Raw genomic sequence first — 21230 nt, forward strand, 5'->3', positions numbered from 1 at the left:
GCATGAAAAAGGCGCGTCAGTTTTATCTGCGCGCCTTTTATGCTTTTATTATTCCGCTGTCAGAAGCGGTGGCTTCTTGCCGGAAATCCGGGGCTGAACCGGCCCTTCTAGGCGAAGATCGATTTTGCCGTCCTTGACGCCAACCTTGACGATACCGCCTTTGGTCAACTTGCCGAACAGCAATTCCTCGGCCAGCGGTTTTTTGATGTACTCTTGAATGACGCGGCCTAAAGGACGCGCACCCATCCGGTCGTCATAGCCCTTATCCGCCAGCCACTCTGCCGCTGGATTGGTCAACTCAATCGTGACATTGCGATCCATCAGCTGTGCCTCAAGCTGCAGCACGAACTTTTCGACCACCTGCAGAATGACATCCTTGGGCAGAGGTGCGAAGGAGATCACAGCATCCAAACGATTGCGGAACTCCGGCGTAAAGGTGCGTTCAATCGCGGCGGTGTCTTCACCCTCGCGACGGTCGCGACCAAAACCTATGGCCGATTTGGCCTGTTCCGCGGCACCGGCGTTTGAAGTCATGATCAGGATCACATTGCGGAAATTGACCGTGCGACCGTTGTGGTCGGTCAGATTACCGTGATCCATCACCTGCAACAGGATGTTGAACACATCCGGGTGCGCCTTTTCAATCTCGTCCAGCAGCAGCACACAATGCGGATGCTGGTCGACGCCGTCAGTGAGTAGGCCACCCTGATCAAAGCCGACATAACCCGGAGGCGCGCCAATCAGACGCGAGACGGCGTGTTTTTCCATGTACTCCGACATGTCGAAGCGCAGCAGTTCCACGCCGAGCGTATCGGCCAGTTGCTTGGCCACCTCGGTTTTACCGACACCGGTTGGACCGGCGAAGAGATAGTTGCCGATGGGCTTTTCCGGCTCGCGCAGGCCCGCCCGCGATAGCTTGATCGCAGACGACAGGGCAACGATGGCATTGTCTTGCCCAAAGACCACGCGTTTGAGCGATTTCTCTAGATCCTTGAGCACCTCGGCATCGTCTTTCGACACGTTCTTGGGCGGGATACGAGCGATTTTAGCGACGACATCTTCGATCTCTTTCGTACCGATGGATTTGCGCCGCTTGGAGGCCACAAGCAGATGCTGGGCCGCGCCCGCCTCGTCAATCACGTCAATCGCCTTGTCCGGTAATTTGCGATCATTGATGTAGCGCGCCGAAAGATCCACCGCTGATTTGAGCGCATCATTGGTATATTTGACGCTGTGATGCTCCTCGAAATAGGGTTTGAGGCCCTTGAGGATCTTGATCGCGTCTTCAACCGTGGGTTCTGCCACATCGATTTTCTGGAACCGGCGCGACAAGGCGCGGTCTTTTTCAAAATGTTGGCGGAATTCCTTGAAGGTGGTTGACCCCATGCAGCGCAGTTTACCACCCTGCAGGGCAGGTTTGAGCAGGTTGGACGCATCCATCGCGCCACCGGATGTGGCACCGGCGCCGATCACCGTGTGAATTTCATCGATGAACAGCACCGCATCAGGATGACTTTCCAGCTCGGTCACGACGGCCTTGAGTCGTTCCTCGAAATCACCGCGGTAACGGGTGCCGGCCAGCAACGCACCCATATCGAGCGAGAAAATGGTGGTTTTTGACAGAACCTCGGGCGTTTCGCCTAGCACGATCTTATGGGCCAGGCCCTCGGCAATGGCGGTTTTACCAACGCCGGGATCACCGACCAACAAAGGGTTGTTCTTGCGACGACGGCACAGCACCTGAATGCAGCGCTCAACCTCGGAATCGCGACCGATGAGCGGGTCGATATCGCCGCTACGCGATTTTTCATTCAGATCGACGCAATATTTAGACAAAGCAGATTCACCGGCCTCCACAGCCTCACTTTCTTGCGTGGAGGAGGAGGTGCTATCCTCTTCATTCGCCCCCTGTACAGGGCGTGCCTCGCCAAAAGCGGGATCCTTGGCGACACCGTGAGCAATGAAGTTCACCGCGTCATAGCGGGTCATATCTTGTTCTTGCAGGAAGTACGCCGCGTTGGATTCGCGTTCCGCAAAAATCGCAACCAGCACATTCGCACCGGTCACTTCGCTGCGGCCCGAGGATTGAACGTGAATCGCCGCGCGCTGAATCACACGCTGGAATGCGGCGGTGGGTACTGCCTCGGATCCGTCGATGTCGGTCACCAAGTTCACCAGATCCTCGTCGATGAACTCAACCAATGTTTTACGTAATTCTTCGGTATCCACGCTGCACGCTTTGAGCACATGTGCGGCATCGGGTTCGTCGATCAGCGCGAGCAATAGATGCTCAAGCGTCGCGAACTCGTGTTGGCGCGCATTGGCCAAAGCCAGTGCGGTGTGGATTGCCTGTTCCAGTGTGTTCGAAAATGAAGGCACGTCTGGGGCTCCTTCTGATCTGGGCCGGGGCGTTATGGTAACTCTACAGTGCCCGACCTTAGGCCTCATGTCTTAAAGTTTGGTCGATATCGCCGCAGCTTCAAGGGCTTTCTGTTCAAATTCGCTCAAATTTCCTGACAGTGTGAGGAAATTAGTGATTTTGTTTATCAAAAGCGGTCTTTTCGCTGACGAATTTCCGCAAAGGTTGAGGAAGCATCCGCGCCCGCCATCCCAAGTTGGGCTTGCAAGGCCGGGTCAGCCGCACGCAAAAACGGATTTGTGGCCAGCTCTTCGGCCAGTGTTGATGGCACTGTGGGCCGGTTTTCAGCGCGAGCCGCATCAATGTCAGCCGCGCGTTTTTGCAGGGCTTTATTGTCGGGATCGACGCTGAGAGCGAAGCGCGCGTTGGATTGAGTGTATTCGTGGCCTGAATAGATCACTGTATCCTGTGGCAAGGTGGCAAGCTTTTGTAAACTCTGCCACATTTGCGGCATTGTACCTTCAAACACGCGTCCACAACCCAGCGCCATCAGGCTGTCAGCAGTAAAGGCGGCCGCGCTATCCGGAAAATGAAAGGCGATATGGCCGACGGTATGGCCGGAGACATCTAGCACTTTTCCCGCCTCGTTGCCGATCATCACCGTATCGCCTTCATTCACGGCCACATCCAGCGGCGGTAGGCGGTGGGCATCTGCCGCGGCCCCTACCACAGTTGCTGGGGCTTCTGCGAGAAGCTCAGGCAGGCCATCAACGTGATCGTAATGGTGATGTGTCAGCAAAACATGGCTCAATGTCCAACCTGTCCGTTTTAATGCGGCAAGGATTGGTCCGGCCTCGGGGACATCGATGACAGCGGTCCGCCCTGTATCTGGCTCATGTGCCAAAAAGGCATAATTGTCAGACAGGCAGGGAATCGTTTCGATTTGTAAGGCCATGATGTTTCCCCATTTTATGGTTACTGTTAAGGTAAAGACTGACCGATCACAGGCCGGACCGCAATGCATCTTGATGTGCAGGATTTGAGAAACTTCTATTATCGCAGTCCGCTTGGTCGGGCGGTGCAGAAAACTGTACGCGCGGAATTGGCGGAACTGTGGCCCGAATCGAAAGGCCAGACCGTTGCGGGTTACGGGTTTGCTGTCCCGTTTTTGCGACCCTATCTGGCAGACGCACGGCGGGTGATTGCGCTAATGCCTGCCCCGCAGGGGGTGATTGGCTGGCCTTCGGATGGGCCGAATATCTCAGTTCTGTGTGAGGAAACCCTGTGGCCGGTTGAAACCGGGCGGTTGGATAAACTGCTGGTCATGCATGGATTGGAAACGTCCGAGCAACCTTCGGCATTATTAGAGGAATGCTGGCGGGTTCTTGGCCCTGGGGGATCAGCGCTGTTTGTGGTGCCCAACCGGGCAGGCCTGTGGTCACGTTCAGACCAGACGCCTTTTGGATTTGGCCGCCCCTATTCGCAGTCACAGCTAGAAGCGCAGCTGAAGGACCACAGCTTCTTGCCGGAACGGCACAAGACGACCTTGTATCAACCGCCATCGAACAAGAGATTTTGGCTGAAAACCGCAGGCATGTGGGAATCTTTGGGGGGCAAGCTGTCGTTTGTGGCTGCTGGTGGCGTGCTGATCGTACAGGCCAGCAAACGGGTGCAGGCCCCCTCGGGCCCCGGGTTGCGGGAAACAGTGCGAAAGCCGCTGGAAGTGTTGAAGCCCAAAGTCAAACCTGAGGCAAAACCGGTTTAATCGGTCATTCTGTCAAGCTATCCATTTTGCGGGCAAGTTTGACATCAAGCGCGCTGAGGCCGTCAACTTCGTGGGTGGTCAGCACAACCTCGACCCGGTTGTAGACATTAGACCATTCAGGATGGTGGTTCCATTTCTCCGCCCAGATCGCAGCGCGAGTCATGAAGCCAAACGCCTCGATAAAGCTTTTAAACTTGAATTCCTTGTGAATCGCATCGCGCCCATCGACCATGGCCCAGCCTGTTTCCTGCAGTGGCGTCAGCATGGTTTTCCGGGCGGTATCGCTGAGTTTTTCGGTCATTCCTGTTCCTCCACATTTGCTTTGCGAAACGGCCCATAACGGGTCAAAATCTCGATATCTTCTTCCACTGCATCGCGTTCGGCCAATAGGTAGCTTTGCACGGCTTCGGCGAAACCCGCATCTGCCATCCAGTGCAGCGAATATGTATTCACTGGCAGATAGCCCCGGGCAAGTTTGTGTTCGCCTTGTGCGCCCGCTTCGACCCTTTGCAATCCACGCGCAATGGCAAAATCCATCGCCCTATAATAGCACAGTTCAAAATGGAGGCAGGGATGATGTTCCGAGCACCCCCAATAGCGGCCATAGAGCGCCGACCTGCCAATGAAATTCATCGCGCCCGCAATAGGCTGGTCATCGCGCAATGCAATAATCAATAGAATGTCATCGCGCAGGTTGTCGTGGGCGATGTCAAAGAATGCGCGGGTCAGGTAGGGTTGCCCCCATTTGCGGGCACCGGTGTCTTGGTAGAACTCCCAGATCGCATCCCAGTGATGAGGCTGGATGTCATCGCCGGTAAGCGCGACGATCTGGCCACCGAAATCACTGGCGGTGGCGCGTTCTTTACGGATGTTCTTGCGTTTGCGGGAACTGAGGGAGGTGAGGAAGGCGTCGAAATTGGAATAGCCATCGTTGACCCAGTGAAATTGCTGCGAGCTGCGTTGCATCAAGCCCAGATCGGGGCCCCTCTCCCATTCTTTGCGGCTGCAAAAGGTCGCGTGGAGGGAGGATAGCCCATTTTGGCGGGTCAGTTGAATCGCACCTTGCGCCAGAGCTTGTAGGCCAACGTCCTCAAACCCAGAACGGGTGAGGAAGCGCCGCCCCGTGACCGGAGTGAAAGGCACGGCAATCTGAAGTTTCGGGTAGTAACGGCCACCGGCACGCTCCCAGGCGTGAGCCCAGTTGTGATCGAAAATATATTCGCCCTGACTGTGGCCTTTGGCATAAAGCGGGGCGCAGGCAATCATCTGGCCGTTCTGTTCGGCGGTTAAATAGTGGGCTTCCCAGCCAGTGCCCGGACCGATTGATCCGCTATCTTCCAAGGCAACGAGAAAGCGATAAGTGGTGAATGGATCTTCAGGGAACCCACCATTCAGCGCCTCGGGACATGCGCAACTGTCCCAATCTTCTTGCCCGATTGAGGCGAGAGTACTGTGGCGGGTTATGGTTATCTCGTCTTCGCTCATGCGGTTCCCCTGCCCCAATTTGCGCTTTCTATGCCGGGTATTGGGCGAGATATTTCTCGAAGGTGACGTTGTCTGCAACCTCGCGGGCCTTGGCCTCCTCTATGGGCGAGCGAATTGTCCAGCACAAGACCGAGGCACCAGCTGCTTTGAGTTCGGCCACCCGTGGACGTGCCAGATCGGACCAACGATGAGAGATGAAGGAAGCTTTGCAGCGGTCGTAATCAACGATGTCCCGCAGTCTACGCCGAGTCTTTGGCGACAGGAGCGGTTCATCCTTGAGACTGTAGGCTTGGGTGACCAAACCGCGCGCGGTGTCTGGCGACAGGTCTGACAGTTGCGCCACCGAGTGGGGATTGAAGGACATCACGGCCACCGGCCCCTCATATCCGGCCAGATCGCGGGCGACGGCTTGTTCCAACGCGCCATCGGTTTCGCCCATTGCACCGTGTTGATCTTTGAGTTCGATCAGCAGCGGGACCTGCCCTGCGACCAGTTCCAGCACCTCCGCAAGGGTCGGAATGCCTTCATTTCCGCCAGAGAGAGTGATTTGCCCAAGGTCCTCAGCGCTGCGGTCTCGCACTTTTCCCTTGAGCCCCGTCAGGCGGGACAGGTCATAATCGTGAAAAACCATGGCCTGCCCGTCATTGGACAGTTGCAGGTCAATCTCGATCCCATAGCCAGCATCCATCGCCGCGCGGATTGCTGCGCGCGAGTTTTCAGGCCGCCCCTCGGCCTTGTCGTGCAAGGCGCGATGAGCAAGCGGGATCTGGTGGAACACCTCGGGCAGCGGGATCATTTGATCTGGAAGATGCCTTCGATTTCGACTGCAACGCCAAACGGCAACGAGGCTGCAGAAACAGCCGAACGCGAGTGTTTGCCCGCGTCACCCAACGCTTCGCCGATAAAATCGGATGCGCCGTTCACGACGGCAGGCTGTTCGCCATAGTCCGCTGTAGAGTTCACGAAGCCGGTCAGTTTAATCACGCGCACAAGACGGTCCAGATCACCACCGCATGCGGCTTTGACTTGGGCCAGCAGGGCAATGGCACAGATTTTCGCCGCTGCGGCACCATCTTCGGTGCTCATATCATCGCCCATTTTGCCCACAATCAGGCCATCGTCACCCTTGGAAATCTGACCGGACACATAAACAATGTCGCCAACCTGCACATAGGGCACATAGTTTGCCGCCGGTGCTGGCGCGTCTGGCAGGGTCACGCCCAATTCGGCCAGTTTCGATTCAAACTTTCCCATCTCTCATCCTCCGGGGTTCAATTTCAGGTGGAAACTACCCAATCTGGGCGGCAATGAAAATCGCAAAACAGCCTCAAAATTACTTTTCACACGCGTCGGAAATGGTAAAAAAATTGCACGTTTCACTTAAATACAAATCGCTTGCACGGTCGCTATTGTTACTCACGCGTCACATCAATATACAGTGAATGAATTAACGCTGTGAAATTTCGTCCAAATGTTTATGTAGCGCCCAGAACACTCTAACCGCGGTTGTTATCTTGATCATGACTATATGTACTCTTCCGCTCAAACGCGTTCGTGTATCGGCGATGTTAATTGGTACTTTGCTTGTCACGGGCTGTGCAAGTCCAGGACCCGATCATCAACCCGGAACTCCCTTTGACCCCTATGAAGAGCGCAACCGACAGATTCACGCGTTCAACAAGAGCATTGACCGTAATGTCTATCGCCCAGCGGGCAAAGGATATAGCGACTTTTTGCCAGATGATCCGGAAACTGCGCTCGGTCGCTTTGCGTTTAACCTGGCGATCCCCAGTGACATCGTGAACAACATTCTGCAGCTTAACATGCGTGGGGCATTTCAGGACACTGGACGTTTCTTGGTCAATTCGACTATTGGTCTTGGCGGTTTCTTCGATCCCGCGACCGAACTGAACATGGCCCAGCCGACCAATACAAACTTTGGAGAAACGCTGCACGTCTGGGGCGTCCAGCAAGGGGCGTATGTCGAACTGCCATTCCTTGGCCCCTCAACCGAACGTGATACTGTCGGCATGGTCGTTGATGTTTTCACCAACCCCTTGACCTATTTGCTCGCTTATCCCAACAACCTTTACGTTACCGGGGCCGCGCTTTCGGCCAATGTCGCGCGACGTGGTCGGTATGCAGATGCAATCGATTCAATTTTGTATGAAAGCGCAGATAGTTACGCGGCAAGCCGCTCACTTTATCTGCAAAATCGCAGTTTCACATTAGGACAAGACGGGGATGACACCTATCTTGATCCATATGACGATCCATATGGCGACCCTTACGGTGATCCATATGCAGACCCATATAGTGATAGTGAAGTTAGTGAGGAAACCGATGAATAAAGAAATCTCTCGCCGCTCTGTACTGGGCGGAGCAATGGCCGCAGCCATTGCAACATTGCCTTTGCCTGCGCTGGCCCTGACAGACGCTCAGGCAGAGGCATTGGTCAACAAGGTCGTTGGTGAAATCAACAAGGTCATCGCCTCGGGCAAGCCACTGAATGCGATGATCAAGGATTTTGAACGGATTTTCAGCCGCTATGCCGACGTCAATATCATTGCCCGCTCAACCTTGGGCCCCACAGCCAAGACGGTCAGCAAATCCCAGATGCGTGCCTTTACCAAAGCGTTTCAGGGTTACATCGCGCGGAAGTATGGCAAACGCTTTAACGAATTTGTCGGCGGCCGGATCGAAGTGAAAGGCACACGTAAAGTGAAGTCCTGGCAGGAAGTAAAATCCGTTGTGTATCTGCGCGGCTCCGCGCCGTTCAACGTGAACTTCTTGGTCTCGGACCGCTCGGGCAGGGATCTGTTCTTTGACATGATCATCGAAGGTATCAGCCTGCGCTTGACCGAACGCACCGAAATTGGCTCGTTGCTGGATAAGAACAAAGGCAATGTTGACAAGATGATCGCTGATCTGAAAAAGGCGGGTTGATCCCAGCACGATAGAAACAAGAACGCCCGGATTTTATCCGGGCGTTTTGTGTCCGAAACCCGAATTACTTCAGAATTACACGCAGCTCCAACCGCTCGGGCATTTCTGCCTTGAATAGATCAAGACTGTTTTCGGGCAGGCGCCAGACCGGCGTTGTTCGCCGTGGGTCACGCTCCAAGGGAATTCCCTGCAAAGTCACGTCGGCTTTGAATTGACCCTCGAACTCTTCCTCAACCTCCAAGGCGATTTGATATCCTGGGTCGGCAAAGAAGGGGTCGTTTTTCCCTTCGTATTGGTTTTCATCAGGGCGATACTCTTCAATCAGAGTGTCACGCATCTCGCGCTTGAACTCGACAAGCTTCTTAATATTCCAATACTCATTGCCCGCCTTGCGAAAGAGCATGACGGTTTCATGCAAGGCCAACTGTGCGGCCATATATTCGTCAAAAGCCGGCTGCGCGATCAGGTTGGACATTTTCTTTAGCTCTTCTTTTATCAATGACGTGCCAAAACCTTTCAACATGTCGAGCCCCACGGTAGATACGAAAGACTTAAAACCCTTTTGCCCGGTCAAGCTTTTGAAGGTGAGGTCTGACTCCTTTAGGCCTTTTGCCAAGGCGGCCTTGTCCTTCAGGATATTTTGCGCATTCTTGTAGCCTTCAGGTTTGAAACGCTGCATTTGATTGATGGCTTCGACCTCAGCCTCCCGGATCATTTTCTTCAAATGAAATGAAGTCAGATCCTGTTTCAAAACCTTGAATATATAACCGACATAGGTCTTCTTGACGCGTTTGGCCCCTTTATCCAGCAAATTTCCCAGATAGAAGGTTTCAACGATACCCAATTCCATCCAAGGGGACTGACCTTTCAGGTAGTCCTCCATACGCCCCCCTTGATACTCGTAGTAGCTTGGCTCGATCACAGTGTTTGTCACCAACTGGCTGATTAATTCGACGCCGACACCCAAAGGACCGCCCTTAGCCGACTTGGCGATCTTATACGCGGCATCCGCCCATTCGACACCAACCTGAAGGGCCAAAGAATAGTAACCCGACTGTAATAATTCTTCTGCAAACACATCAGCAATATCGGCAGCATCAATCATTTCCTCACGCGCGCGTTCGCGCACGCGGTAGGCCTGCTCGAGCAGTGCTTCATGATCGTGCAAATCTTCGTTGATGATTTTGAGCGCTTCGGTAATCGAATCTGTGACCAGTTCGATTTCGGCATCATTCGTGTAGATTGATTTCACTGCAAATCGTGTTTCATCCATGAACTGGCGCAAAGCGATATCTGCTTTGGCGTAATCCAGCCCTGCGATCAGAAAGCGCGCCTCGGCATCAAGAGACAGGCGTTTGGCCGAGAGGTGATTTTCCTTGTCTCGTGCAATCCGACGTTCCGCATCGCTTTCAACCAGATCCAATTCGTCCTTGAGCTGATCTACCCGGGTTTGATCGGAGGGTGTGAGTTTCGGAATACTCAACCCCTCTTTGGCGACTGCAATTCTTTCCTGCTCGGTTTCGAGTGCGACGGTTTCATTGTCCAACGCCTGCATACGTTGGTTCGCGAAGGCATCATCATCTGGGTACGTCGAGAACAGGTAGTCTATGGCGCGCTCGATCTCGCCCAATCGCTTGGTGATAGTTTCTGATCGCGCCGTCAGGTTTCTGAATTCCTGACTGTTGGCAATGTCCTCGTCGCTGCGTTGATAGCGATCAAGGATCTTGGCAAGCTCGGACTTGATCTTGTTGACGGGTTCAAGAAATTCAGCAGTGTTCGCCTCGTGCTGACGGGCGGCTTCTGCCAGTTCTTCCGCGCGCATGTCGCGGGTTTCCATGGCCAGTTCATAGGCTTTCTTGGCCTCTTTCGCATTATGGCGCAGGCGAAAGCTCTGTTCGGACAATGCGCTATCATCGATGATGACATCTCCGATCAGAAACCAAGGGTCGATGAAGTTCGGACGTTTGGCATTGGCTGTGCGATCCAGTTCTTCATACCAGTCTTTGCCCTGTGCGGTAGCGGTCATCAGATAGGGGTCCTGCACGCACATGCCGTTGAACTTTTCATGTTCGCAGTTTTCTTCGATATAAATCCCCTGTGACAAGCCGATGTAATTGATGATCTGCCACCAGTCCTGCTGGTGGTCTTTGTAGCGTTCCGAATTTTCCAGACGGTCGTGAAGCTGTTTACCCGGGAAGCTGAGGCGCGTGGCAATTAGGTTTAGATAGCCAAGGTGGAATTTTTCAATCCAGTCAAACACCTCGTAATCCGCATCCGCTTTGACCCGGTCTGTGCGATCTCTGATTTCGCGAAAGCTGCACAGGGCCGACTGCATGGAGGCGATGTCATGGGCGCGGATTTCCTCGTCTGACATACTCGGGTCGCGTTTACCAACTGCAGCGGGGCAATCCTGCGCTTGGGCTGTGCTGGTGAACAGCGCAATGCAGAGCACTCCGGCCATGGCGGTGGATATCTTGTTCAAAATGTGCATTCAGATGCCTCCTTACCGTGCAGGCCTCTTGTCATATGTCAGAGCCGTCCCGTTATCGGCTGGCGATCAGAGAAATGGCACCAAACGCGAATTGCACTGTCACGGTTTTCACCGATGGTGCAGACTCTATTTCGACATCATAGACTGTCTTGATCACCATGCCGGGGATGACCTCCTCTCCCAACACGTTCAGGGTCGAGTTCACCCATTCGGACAGGGCGTTGATGTCGGCCTGCATCGCCTGAATGGAGCAATAGGGCTGACCGCTGTCCTTGGCGGTGCCAAATGTGCTGGCGATGGGATCATAGCCGATCAACTTGGCATAACTGGACTGCACCGTGGCGTCGGCAAAGGCGGCGGTGTCCAGCACTTCCCATCCGTTAGATTTGGACAGATCGGCATAGGCTGCTTCAACCACATCCGAGGCGATGCAGATCGCCTGGAACGCCTCGGTCATGATGGTGGTGACGTCTGATGCATACGACGCTGAACTCATCGTCCCCAAAGCGATGGCAGCGCACGCGCAGTGTCTCTTGAAATATCTCATCTGTCTTCCCCCGTTTCCCCTAACTCAGGCTATCACGACGGGGGTAAATTCACCAAATTAGTGGCAGAAACAGATCGCTCTGAATTTTGTTTACTACTGCCCAAAAATATCCTTGATCACGCTTTCAATCAGGCTGTCGCGTTTTTTGCGGCGGCTTTTTTTGTTTTTGCGTGGTGTGGGTTGGGCCACTTGTTTTGGTGGGGCGGGTACGATCATCGGCAGGGGTTTAGCAGGCACGCCCTCGTTTACGCGCACCATGGTTTCGCGCCAGATCTCAGCTGGCAATCCACCACCTGTGACACCCGAAAGGGGTTTGTTGTCGTCATATCCCATCCAGACCCCGGCCACATAGTCAGCCGTAAAGCCCACGAACCATGCATCGCGCGCCGCTTGTGTGGTGCCGGTTTTGCCGGCTGCCTCGCGATCCGGGAGTTTTGCGCGTTGACCTGTGCCGCTAGTGACAACCTTGTTCATCATATAGATCAGCTCTTTTGCCGCCTGTTCGCGAATGACACGTTCGCCAATCCCGCCTTCGGTAGTCATCAGAGGCTCATCGTCGCCCTGGAGGCGCAGATCGACCAATCCGTAGGGCGTGACCGAAGATCCCCCGTTCAGGATGCCAGCATAAGCGCCCGACATCTCGAGAAGGGTGCTTTCGGATGCGCCCAGCGCCAGCGCGGGGCCTGCCGCCAGATCACTTTCAATGCCGAAATCTGTCGCCACTTGCCGCACAAGATCGAGACCAGAACGTTCTGCTACCTTGACGGCTGGAACATTCAAAGAGTGCTGCAATGCCGATGTCAAAGATACGCGTCCTGCATATTTCTTATTGTAGTTCTTCGGACACCAGCGACCTGAACCGGGGATATTCAGGCAATAGGGTTCATCGACCACGGTGGAGTTCGGGCTCTCGCCCAATTCCAGCGCGGTGGCATAGACGAAGGGTTTGAAAGCCGAGCCGGTTTGGCGTTTCGCCTGCGTCGCGCGGTTGAAGGCGCCTGAGACCTTGGTCTTACGCCCACCAACCATGGCGCGTACCGCGCCATCTGCGGACATGATCACCACCGCGGCCTGTGCCTTGGATCCTTCACGTACCTTAGTTTCAAAAATCAGCTTCACCGCATCTTCTGCCGCTTGTTGCAGGCGCGGGTCGAGCGTGGTTCGAATAACAACATCTTCGGTGGTGTCGCGGGTGAAGTATTGCGGTGCGGTGGCCATAACCCAATCGGCGAAGTAACCGCCAGCCTGCGCCTCGGCCGCATCGCTCAGCACTGCCGGGCTAGCCAATGCCGTCGCGGCATCGGTTGCCGAGATGTGGCCTTGGTCCTGCATCAACCCGACGACAACTGACGCCCGATTTTGTGAACGCTCCAGATTGTTGGTTGGAGCGAAGGTTGAAGGCGCCGTCAGCAAGCCCGCCAACATCGCGCTTTCGCCGATTGTAAGTTGTGCAGCGCCTTTGCCAAAATAGCGCTGCGCTGCCGCTTCGGCCCCATACGCCCCGCCACCGAAATACGCCCGGTTCAGATAGATTGAGAGGATCTCATCCTTGGTATAGGCGACCTCCATCGCCATGGCATAGATCGCCTCTTTGGCTTTCCGTGTTAGCGATGTCCGTCTGCAATCGGCAATGTAATCCGCCTCGGAATCCCACTCCGCCTCGTCATATTCACTGCCAAAGCAGAGGAGTTTTGCCGTCTGTTGCGTCAAGGTTGATCCACCATGACCCTGCAGCGGCCCGCGCCCTTCGCGCAGGTTGATCTTGACGGCACTGGCGATCCCGATGGGATCAATGCCAATATGATACTTGAAACGCCGATCTTCGGTCGCAACAACTGCATTCTTCAAGTGTCGACTGACATTTTGCGCTGTCACGACGCCACCAAATTGATCCCCACGCCAAGCAAAGACTTCGCCGTAGCGATCCATTAATGTGACAGATCCCCGTGCCCGACCGTCTAACAATGTGTCTGCGTCTTCCAAAGTGACATATGTTAACGCCACCGCGATACCGACAACCAGCGTGACCACTGCGGTAACCCGCCAAGTGATGGCCCAGATCAGCCCAAAGACCCAGCGGAAAAACCGCCGGAAAAACCGCGTGATCATGTTGCCGCCGGTAATCGGTTTGCGCTTGGCCCGGGTTTTGCGCTTGGGAGCTGCCTTTTTCTTGGGCGCAGGTTTCTTTTTCGCCGCCTTTTTGGGCGTACGTGTACGTTTATCCGCCACAAGGCGGGGGGATTTTCGACCTGAGTTACTCATGCTCGTCCTGCCCGGGACTGGTTATTGCCCCACTTTACACTGCTGCTGCGCGAAAGTTGACCCTTCTTTGAGCGCGGCTTGTCTTTTTATACTGCCTTCAATTTAGGCAACCAGCCCAATCTGTGTATCCCGCGCATAAATTACGCGCAGTTTCTTTGCATTTTTTACCGAATCTCTGTGTTTGCAGGCCTTCAGGGGTTTTTCTGCACCTGCAAACACGCGGACCCGACTCAAGGAGAACAGACCCATGAAGGCCCGGACCTTATCATTCATGAGCGTCGCCCTGATGGCACTGCCACTGGCGGCCCAGGCGCAAGACAGCGCCCCCATCGCCCAAAACACCGAAATCGGTTTCATCTTTACCACCTTCATGTTCCTGGTTTCCGGGTTCCTGGTGTTCTTCATGGCCGCCGGTTTTGCCATGCTTGAGGCCGGTTTGGTGCGCAGCAAAAACGTGACCATGCAGTTGACGAAAAACATGGGGCTGTTTGGTTTGGCTTCGATCTTCTACTACGTCATCGGTTACAACCTGATGTACCCCGGCGATGGCTGGAGCATTGACGGTATTCTGGGGGCATTTTCCATTGCCGCGATGGAACCCGTCGGACTGGAAGGCGCTGAACCAGATCTGAGCTATGCCTCGGTCGGCTCTGATTTCTTCTTCCAGCTGATGTTCTGTGCGGCGACGGCCTCGATTGTCTCAGGTGCTTTGGCGGAACGCATTAAACTCTGGCCCTTCCTGATTTTCGCGATTGTTCTGACGGCCGTGATTTATCCTATTCAGGCCAGCTGGAAGTGGGGTGGTGGCTTCCTTGATGGCATGGGCTTTCAAGATTTTGCCGGCTCGACCGTAGTCCACTCGGTTGGCGGCTGGGCAGCCTTGACCGGTGCGATCATCCTCGGGCCGCGCCTTGGAAAATACAAAAACGGCCGTGTCACCGCCTTCCCGGGTTCGAACCTTGCACTAGCCACTTTGGGGACATTCATCCTGTGGCTGGGCTGGTTCGGTTTCAATGGCGGCTCACAGCTCTACATGGACACAGCAGGTAACGTGGCTGACATCAGTCGGATCTTTGTGAACACCAACACTGCTGCTGCCGCGGGTGCGATTGCGGCGCTGATCCTGACGCAGGTGATGTACAAAAAGCCAGATCTGACAATGGTGCTGAACGGTGCACTGGCCGGTCTGGTTTCGATCACGGCGGAGCCGCTGGCCCCATCGTTGCCTTTGGCCACGCTGATTGGCGCCGTAGGTGGTGTGATTGTAGTCTTTACTGTCCCCCTTCTGGATAAGTTACAGATCGACGATGTGGTCGGTGCGATCCCGGTTCACCTGTTTGCCGGTATCTGGGGCACGCTGGCTGTGGTGCTGAGCAATGGCGATGCCAACCTGATGACCCAGCTGACCGCCATCATCATTGTCGGTGCCTTCGTCTCGGTCGCCTCGACTGCGGTCTGGCTGGCCCTCAAATTCACCGTGGGTCTGCGCGTCGATGAGCAAACCGAAATCGACGGCTTGGATATGTCGGAATTGGGCATGGAAGCCTATCCGGACTTCACAGCCGCCTAAACAAGACATCAGATCGAAATCCAGTGAGAGGGCGCGGCGTTTTTCTGCGCCCTCTATTGTGCGCAAGTTCCGACCTTGATTATGCTTTCAACATCCGAAAATCTCGGAATGTCAAAAGCATCTGTAAATACATAACTTTATCAAACAGGGCAAAACAGACATCATGGCGACAGTCGCCCATTTGGTCGAACTTCTGTAAGACTTGCGCTCATTTTCTTTAAGATGGAACGAAAACGTTTCAATGGCCGTTCGAACAAGGCAGCAAAACCGAAGCAGACCGCAAGGGTCAATCCCAACATCCAAAGATCATAAGCCGGTAATGTTTCGGGCAAGGTTGCGTCAATTAGATGCAAAGTCGGGTAGTGCACGAGGTAAATTGAGAAACTTCCTCCGGCCACCCACCGCACCGCTTTGGTCACTCGTGTATCATTGTTCAGTTTCATTCTCTGAGTGAGGTTCCATATCCCTCTCAGATGGATGGCGATGCACGCTGCGACGACTGTATTCCAAAGCACTTCGTTGGAGTACACGAGTATGGAATGATGGTTATGTGGCTGAAGTACAAATATGGTAAGGTTCTCCAGCTGCTGCGGAACACCCGCTACTTTTAATGCGACTAGGATTGCAAGACCTGCAATCGCCATAAACCAAGAACTTGCCATGGTTGGGGTCGTCGAGGTCTTCGCGCAGCTGTTCCACAATAAAACCCCAAGCCACCATGCAGGAAGTAGCGCCAAAATAGGGATCCCTACGAGCAACACAAGTGTGGCCAAAACAACCGCTCGCATGAGGCCCTTTAGAAACACAAAGCTGCCGAAAATCAGGTAGAAACCAACTTCATAACTCAGCGACCAAATTGGCCCGTTTGTACCGAGCCGAACCCAATCGGATACTCCCGTCCATAAATTTGTAACAGTCATGCCGCGCCACACGAACTCACTCAAAGGCAAAGCCTGATAATAGTCTCGTGGATAAGCCGACATATTTATTCTGGTTCCTACGGCATCAAACACAAGCGTCAAGATCAATGCCGGAAACAGAACCGAGGCAATTCTTGTCGCGCGCTTGAAGGCATAGGTACCTAAGTTTCCATCGCGCCTAGCAGAGTATGCGATGACAACACCGGATAAGACGAAGAACACCGCGACTGCATCGCTTGCGACATTCCATTCACGCAGGAAATAGTAATCACCGCGGGTAAATCGTACATGGGCCATATGGCCGAATAATACGGTCAGAGCTGCGATCGCGCGCAAAACATCCAGCCAAAGTGAAAAACCTTCTGTCATTTTAGTGGTGTTTGGTGGCAAAGACTGCGTCAGCCCCGGTGTCGTTTTCACTGAACGCAAAATAGTTTCGGAACTTTCTTTGAATGGCAACACTAGGGCTGAAACCAGTGTCGGATAGGGTTGCTCAATCGGTTCCCCCGTACCGTCAGAAACGCCAAACGTCAGCTTTTCTCGTTCAGTTGGAATGTAGAGCGTACCGAACATCCAATCCCAAAGCGCAAAAATGGAACCGTAGTTTTTGTCGTGGTGACGCCGCGCCACCGAATGGTGCACTTGATGCTGCGCGGGAGAAATCAAAATGTGCTCGATCACCCAACCGTAGCTGATCCAGATATGGCTATGGCGGAAATTCGATCCCAGTGCATTGAATGCGAAGTAAAATGCATTTGCCCCGCCGATGGTTACGATGTCAACTTTTCCAACGAATGTGTACAGCGCCAAACCCTGCACCAAACCGACAATTACGGTCATCAGAATGTTGCGGATGATGGGTTCCACTGGGTGTACACGTTCGACAGTAAGGGGCGTCAAAACATCTGCGGAATGATGCACTGCATGAAATGGCCAGAGGACTCTCCATTCGTGATGTGCTCTGTGCGCCCAGTATTTGCAAAAATCCGATGTGATCACAATGATCGCTGTCGCGATTGCACATCGGGTCCAACCGCTTGGAGGCGATTTATGGTCCGCCCCAGCTAGCGCGTCCAATATTATGTAGGCGACTGTCGTTGGAAAAAACACAGCGCCCAAGAGACCCAGAGACGCAAAGAACCTGACTGCAAAGAACAGCTTTATATCAAGCATGTTAGATTTATGGTGATACACTTCTTTCGGGAGCAGCCATTTTGTAAAGCTCCCAGCGCCACCACGGAATTTCCATATCGCATAGGCGATGATGACCGTACAACACAGATAAAACGCAGAATAGCGCACATTCAAACTGAACGGCGCATCCAGCAGGTGATTAATATACGCAAGAATGGTATCCAATGAATTTCGCTCGCACTGTTTTGGCTGGGGATAGCAATGTTTCGTGGCGCAAATGCGGCACCTTATTGTTCCCATATGGAAAACAATGTCTGTATTCACCCGCTTCAATGCCTCTCGGGCTTGCCGCGTTTGACCTGTAAATTGCAAAGACGTCGTGCGGAATGCAAAGGCGTTGGCCCGTAAAAACTTTCCTAGATCGGCTGGTGGCCGAATCGTAGCGTGCTATGCTAAGTTTTGTGGCATGGCACATACTGACCCCCAGATAAGCGAAAAACGACCGATCATTCGCCAGCTTAACGATGCTGCGATCAATCGGATTGCAGCGGGCGAAGTGGTGGAGCGTCCCGCCTCTGCTGTGAAGGAATTGGTTGAAAATGCACTGGACGCCGGTGCGCGACAAGTTTCGGTAGATTACGCTGACGGAGGCAAGACGCTGATCCGGGTATCCGACGATGGCTGCGGCATAGCGCCGGAGGATCTGCCGTTGGCCTTATCGCGTCATGCGACATCTAAGATTGATGGCTCGGATCTGTTGAACATTCACACCTTTGGCTTTCGCGGGGAGGCCTTGCCGTCATTAGGGGCGGTTGGTCGACTGACCATGACCTCTCGGGCAGAGGGGTTCGACGCCGCTGAAATCCGGGTGTCCGGTGGACAGGCTGAGCCTGTGCGGCCCGCCGCGCATAATGCGGGCACGACCGTCACCTTGCGCGATCTGTTTTATGCCACCCCTGCGCGGTTGAAGTTCATGCGCTCGGACCGGGCCGAGGCGCAGGCGATCACCGACACGATCAAACGTCTGGCCATGGCCGAGCCGTTTGTCGGGTTCACCTTGCGCGATGTCTCGGGTGGGGGCGAAGGGCGTGTGACCTTTCGCGCTGATCCTGAGTCCGGTGATCTGTTTGATGCGTTGCATGGGCGGCTGGCGCGGATTTTGGGACAGGAATTTGCCGAAAACGCCCTGCGCATCGATGCGACACGTGAGGGCCTGCACATGACCGGCTATGCCGCACTGCCGACTTATTCGCGCGGCACATCGGTGGCGCAGTATCTGTTCGTGAATGGCCGCCCGGTGCGGGACAAAATGCTCTATGGCGCCTTGCGAGCCGCGTATCATGATTTCCTGAGCCGGGATCGCCATCCGGCGGCGGCACTTTTCATTGAATGCGATCCGATATTGGTGGATGTGAACGTGCATCCGGCGAAATCAGAGGTGCGCTTTCGCGATCCGGGGCTTGCTCGTGGTTTGATCGTGTCTGGCCTGCGCCATGCGCTTGCCGAGGCAGGGCATCGAGCGTCTTCCACGGTGGCCAATGCCACCTTAGGGGCGATGCGACCTGAACCAACCGGCCCAGCACGGGTGTACCAGATGGACCGATCATCGCTTGCGGCGCGCACGATGAGCTATCAGGCACAAGCGCCGCAGCCGATGGAAACACCCGGTTTTGCCGATATGCAGGATGCCTATAGCGGACGAGTGGAGCCGGCAGTAGTTGAGGATTCGACCGCTGAGGTGTCACCACAGTCGTTGCCCTTGGGGGCAGCGCGGGCGCAAGTGCATGAAAATTACATCATTGCACAGACCGAAGACGGAATGGTCATTGTCGACCAGCACGCCGCACATGAGAGGCTGGTCTATGAGCGGCTCAAGGCACAGATGGCTGAGAATGGCGTTGCTTCGCAAGCGCTGTTAATCCCCGAAATCATTGACCTGTCCGAGGCGGATGCTGGCGCGCTACTGGAACTCGCTGAGGATCTGGCCAAACTGGGATTGGTGATAGAACCTTTCGGGCCAGGCACCATAGCGGTGCGTGAAACCCCGGCGATTTTGGGCAACTGCAATGCCAAGGCGATGATTTTGGATGTCATTGATGAGTTGCATGACCAAGGCGACAGCCTGACGGTACAGGCGCGAATCGAGGCTATCCTGAGCCGGGTGGCCTGTCACGGCTCGATCCGCTCCGGTCGTCGGATGCAGGCGGATGAAATGAACGCATTGCTACGCGAGATGGAAGCCACACCGCATTCGGGACAGTGCAACCATGGACGCCCTACCTATGTTGAACTCAAACTGGCCGATATTGAACGGCTGTTCGGACGCACATGATTCAGATTGGTGAGATGAGCTTTTCCTTGAGTGACCCGGTGGTGCTGGTCGCCATTGGCTTTCTGGCGCTGGTGCTGTTTTTGCTGATCAGCACCTCGCGTGCGGCGGCGCGGTCGGCACGAATGGCAGAGCCTTTGGCACAACAAATGGGACAATTGGGCCAGCGGGTGCAGGGGCTGAGTGATGGGCAACATCAGTTAGCAGGCGGATTGAACCACGTGTCCGAGGCGCAGGCGGCGGCACAGGCCAATATGCTGCAACTGATGGAGCAACGGCTGGCACAGGTGCAAGAGCAGATGAATCAGAACCTGCATGGCTCGGCCCGGCGCACGGCGCAGTCGTTGGGGGAATTGCAGCAGCGGTTGCAGACCATCGACAAGGCGCAGGAAAACATCACCAAGCTGTCGGGTGATGTGCTGACGCTGCAGGATATTCTGTCGAACAAACAAACCCGTGGGGCGTTTGGGGAAATTCAGTTGAATGATATCGTGTCCAAGGCCCTGCCCTCGGACAGCTACACGCTGCAACATACGCTTTCGAACGGCAAGCGGGCCGATTGTTTGATTCATCTGCCAAACCCGCCCGGGCCAATTTGCATCGACAGTAAGTTCCCACTGGAAGCCTATGAGGCGCTGCGAAATGCCAGCAATGACTGGGAGGTCAACGAGGCCGCAAAATTCCTGCGCAGCACAGTCAAAAAACACATTAAGGACATTTCTGAAAAGTACATTCTTGATGGTGAAACGGCTGACGGCGCATTGATGTTCCTACCGTCCGAGGCGGTTTATGCCGAGCTGCATGCCAACTTCCCGGAATTGGTGCGCGAAGGATTTGCCGCGCGGGTTTGGATTGTCTCGCCCACCACCTGCATGGCCACACTCAACACCATGCGGGCGATTCTGAAAGACGCGCGTATGCGCGAACAGGCAGGGGCGATTCGACGTGAGCTGGGCATGCTCTTTGCCGATGTGGACCGGCTGGGAACCCGAGTAGAAAACCTTGATCGCCATTTCAATCAGGCGGCTAAGGATATTTCCGATATCAAGATCTCGGCCGACAAGGCTGGGCGCCGTGCAAAGCGGTTGGATAACTTTGATTTTGAAGAACTTGCGCCAGAGACCGATCAGACGATTCTACAGCTACAAAAAGGCGGCGGGGATCCACACTGATTCGTTGAAAGCGAGTGGTAGCCCGACTATGCGGCCCGCACTTTGCGGGCCGCATAGTCGGTTACAATCGAGAAAACGGTGCATCATTTCTTACAAATTGAAAACAGTTTGCCTACGAATTGGAAAAGCGGTCGATCACGAGAATGGGCCTACACCTGTGTGAAAATTGACAATTTCGGAGGTTTTCACCTATTTTTGAACATTTCTTCACCACAGCAACGTAGCCTTGGAAGCACATTTCGACTAAGCA

16 protein-coding genes are annotated in these 21230 nt (G+C 54.5%); 6 read left to right on the forward strand and 10 right to left on the reverse strand.

Annotated elements, in window-relative coordinates; all coding sequences use genetic code 11:
• Positions 1-48 precede the first annotated feature (48 nt).
• Both clpA and gloB read right to left on the reverse strand, forming a co-directional pair.
• Entirely contained in the window at positions 49-2379 is a 2331-nt protein-coding gene (gene clpA, locus ROA7450_RS13635; RefSeq protein WP_085806402.1) for an ATP-dependent Clp protease ATP-binding subunit ClpA, read from the reverse strand.
• Between the two features lie 167 nt (positions 2380-2546).
• Positions 2547-3314 (reverse strand): hydroxyacylglutathione hydrolase, encoded by a 768-nt coding sequence (gene gloB, locus ROA7450_RS13640; protein WP_085806403.1) that lies wholly within the window; start codon positions 3312-3314, stop codon positions 2547-2549.
• Between the two features lie 63 nt (positions 3315-3377).
• On the opposite strand from gloB, the gene ROA7450_RS13645 reads away from it, so the two are divergent.
• Complete coding sequence (locus ROA7450_RS13645; RefSeq protein ID WP_085806404.1) at positions 3378-4124, forward strand: methyltransferase domain-containing protein; 747 nt, start codon at positions 3378-3380, stop codon at positions 4122-4124.
• A 4-nt stretch (positions 4125-4128) separates the two neighbouring features.
• Here ROA7450_RS13645 and ROA7450_RS13650 read toward each other — a convergent pair whose 3' ends face one another.
• Genes ROA7450_RS13650 through ROA7450_RS13665 form a run of 4 tightly spaced genes read right to left on the reverse strand, consistent with a single transcriptional unit; the run spans position 4129 to position 6863 of the window.
• A complete protein-coding gene (locus ROA7450_RS13650) occupies positions 4129-4425 on the reverse strand; it encodes a 4a-hydroxytetrahydrobiopterin dehydratase (protein ID WP_085806405.1) in 297 nt (98 codons plus the stop codon).
• The gene (locus ROA7450_RS13655; RefSeq protein WP_085806406.1) at positions 4422-5609 is read right to left on the reverse strand and encodes a GNAT family N-acetyltransferase; all 1188 of its coding nucleotides are present in this window, start codon (positions 5607-5609) and stop codon (positions 4422-4424) included. Before ROA7450_RS13655 ends, ROA7450_RS13650 begins: the two co-directional genes overlap by 4 nt.
• A gap of 28 nt (positions 5610-5637) precedes the next feature.
• Positions 5638-6405 (reverse strand): glycerophosphodiester phosphodiesterase family protein, encoded by a 768-nt coding sequence (locus ROA7450_RS13660; RefSeq protein WP_085806407.1) that lies wholly within the window; start codon positions 6403-6405, stop codon positions 5638-5640.
• Positions 6402-6863: a RidA family protein gene (locus ROA7450_RS13665; protein ID WP_085806408.1), complete on the reverse strand. Its 462-nt coding sequence runs from the start codon at positions 6861-6863 to the stop codon at positions 6402-6404. The genes ROA7450_RS13660 and ROA7450_RS13665 overlap by 4 nt, the downstream gene beginning before the upstream one ends.
• Positions 6864-7174: 311 nt before the next feature.
• On the opposite strand from ROA7450_RS13665, the gene ROA7450_RS13670 reads away from it, so the two are divergent.
• Together ROA7450_RS13670 and ROA7450_RS13675 are read left to right on the forward strand one after the other, a co-directional pair.
• Positions 7175-7960, forward strand: coding sequence for an MlaA family lipoprotein (locus ROA7450_RS13670; protein ID WP_234999522.1), 786 nt, complete (start codon positions 7175-7177; stop codon positions 7958-7960).
• On the forward strand, positions 7953-8555 hold the full coding sequence (locus ROA7450_RS13675; RefSeq protein WP_085806410.1) for an MlaC/ttg2D family ABC transporter substrate-binding protein: 603 nt from the start codon (positions 7953-7955) through the stop codon (positions 8553-8555). Before ROA7450_RS13670 ends, ROA7450_RS13675 begins: the two co-directional genes overlap by 8 nt.
• 64 nt (positions 8556-8619) lie before the next feature.
• Here ROA7450_RS13675 and ROA7450_RS13680 read toward each other — a convergent pair whose 3' ends face one another.
• From ROA7450_RS13680 to ROA7450_RS13690, 3 genes are all read right to left on the reverse strand, one after another.
• Complete coding sequence (locus tag ROA7450_RS13680; RefSeq protein WP_085806411.1) at positions 8620-11046, reverse strand: coiled-coil domain-containing protein; 2427 nt, start codon at positions 11044-11046, stop codon at positions 8620-8622.
• Between the two features lie 52 nt (positions 11047-11098).
• Positions 11099-11542 (reverse strand): hypothetical protein, encoded by a 444-nt coding sequence (locus tag ROA7450_RS13685; protein ID WP_159454049.1) that lies wholly within the window; start codon positions 11540-11542, stop codon positions 11099-11101.
• 144 nt (positions 11543-11686) lie between these two features.
• Positions 11687-13855 carry a transglycosylase domain-containing protein gene (locus ROA7450_RS13690; protein ID WP_085806413.1) on the reverse strand — a complete coding sequence of 723 codons (2169 nt, stop codon included), beginning with the start codon at positions 13853-13855 and terminating at the stop codon, positions 11687-11689.
• Between the two features lie 247 nt (positions 13856-14102).
• Here ROA7450_RS13690 and ROA7450_RS13695 point away from each other — a divergent pair, with 247 nt between their 5' ends.
• Positions 14103-15425 (forward strand): ammonium transporter AmtB, encoded by a 1323-nt coding sequence (locus ROA7450_RS13695; RefSeq protein ID WP_085806414.1) that lies wholly within the window; start codon positions 14103-14105, stop codon positions 15423-15425.
• A 161-nt stretch (positions 15426-15586) separates the two neighbouring features.
• On the opposite strand, the gene ROA7450_RS13700 is transcribed toward ROA7450_RS13695, so the two are convergent.
• Positions 15587-17704 carry a sterol desaturase family protein gene (locus ROA7450_RS13700; protein WP_159454050.1) on the reverse strand — a complete coding sequence of 706 codons (2118 nt, stop codon included), beginning with the start codon at positions 17702-17704 and terminating at the stop codon, positions 15587-15589.
• 241 nt (positions 17705-17945) lie between these two features.
• Between ROA7450_RS13700 and mutL the strand changes: the two genes are divergently transcribed.
• Positions 17946-19811, forward strand: a complete 1866-nt coding sequence (gene mutL / locus ROA7450_RS13705) for a DNA mismatch repair endonuclease MutL (protein WP_085806416.1) — start codon at positions 17946-17948, stop codon at positions 19809-19811.
• The gene (locus ROA7450_RS13710) at positions 19808-20980 is read left to right on the forward strand and encodes a DNA recombination protein RmuC (RefSeq protein ID WP_085806417.1); all 1173 of its coding nucleotides are present in this window, start codon (positions 19808-19810) and stop codon (positions 20978-20980) included. The genes mutL and ROA7450_RS13710 overlap by 4 nt, the downstream gene beginning before the upstream one ends.
• Positions 20981-21230 lie beyond the last annotated feature (250 nt).

The sequence above is a fragment of the Roseovarius albus genome, assembly GCF_900172335.1.
Classification (GTDB): Bacteria; Pseudomonadota; Alphaproteobacteria; order Rhodobacterales; family Rhodobacteraceae; genus Roseovarius; species Roseovarius albus.

Bases quoted from the DNA above. Each gene is read 5' to 3' on its own strand.
- ROA7450_RS13685 (WP_159454049.1), bottom strand. From the start codon at position 11,542: ATGAGTTCAGCGTCGTATGCATCAGACGTCACCACCATCATGACCGAG.
- ROA7450_RS13695 (WP_085806414.1), top strand. From the start codon at position 14,103: ATGAAGGCCCGGACCTTATCATTCATGAGCGTCGCCCTGATGGCACTG.
- ROA7450_RS13675 (WP_085806410.1), top strand. From the start codon at position 7,953: ATGAATAAAGAAATCTCTCGCCGCTCTGTACTGGGCGGAGCAATGGCC.
- ROA7450_RS13655 (WP_085806406.1), bottom strand. From the start codon at position 5,609: ATGAGCGAAGACGAGATAACCATAACCCGCCACAGTACTCTCGCCTCA.
- ROA7450_RS13690 (WP_085806413.1), bottom strand. From the start codon at position 13,855: ATGAGTAACTCAGGTCGAAAATCCCCCCGCCTTGTGGCGGATAAACGT.
- ROA7450_RS13665 (WP_085806408.1), bottom strand. From the start codon at position 6,863: ATGGGAAAGTTTGAATCGAAACTGGCCGAATTGGGCGTGACCCTGCCA.
- ROA7450_RS13680 (WP_085806411.1), bottom strand. From the start codon at position 11,046: ATGCACATTTTGAACAAGATATCCACCGCCATGGCCGGAGTGCTCTGC.
- ROA7450_RS13710 (WP_085806417.1), top strand. From the start codon at position 19,808: ATGATTCAGATTGGTGAGATGAGCTTTTCCTTGAGTGACCCGGTGGTG.
- ROA7450_RS13645 (WP_085806404.1), top strand. From the start codon at position 3,378: ATGCATCTTGATGTGCAGGATTTGAGAAACTTCTATTATCGCAGTCCG.
- ROA7450_RS13660 (WP_085806407.1), bottom strand. From the start codon at position 6,405: ATGATCCCGCTGCCCGAGGTGTTCCACCAGATCCCGCTTGCTCATCGC.
- gloB (WP_085806403.1), bottom strand. From the start codon at position 3,314: ATGGCCTTACAAATCGAAACGATTCCCTGCCTGTCTGACAATTATGCC.
- ROA7450_RS13670 (WP_234999522.1), top strand. From the start codon at position 7,175: ATGTTAATTGGTACTTTGCTTGTCACGGGCTGTGCAAGTCCAGGACCC.
- mutL (WP_085806416.1), top strand. From the start codon at position 17,946: ATGGCACATACTGACCCCCAGATAAGCGAAAAACGACCGATCATTCGC.
- ROA7450_RS13650 (WP_085806405.1), bottom strand. From the start codon at position 4,425: ATGACCGAAAAACTCAGCGATACCGCCCGGAAAACCATGCTGACGCCA.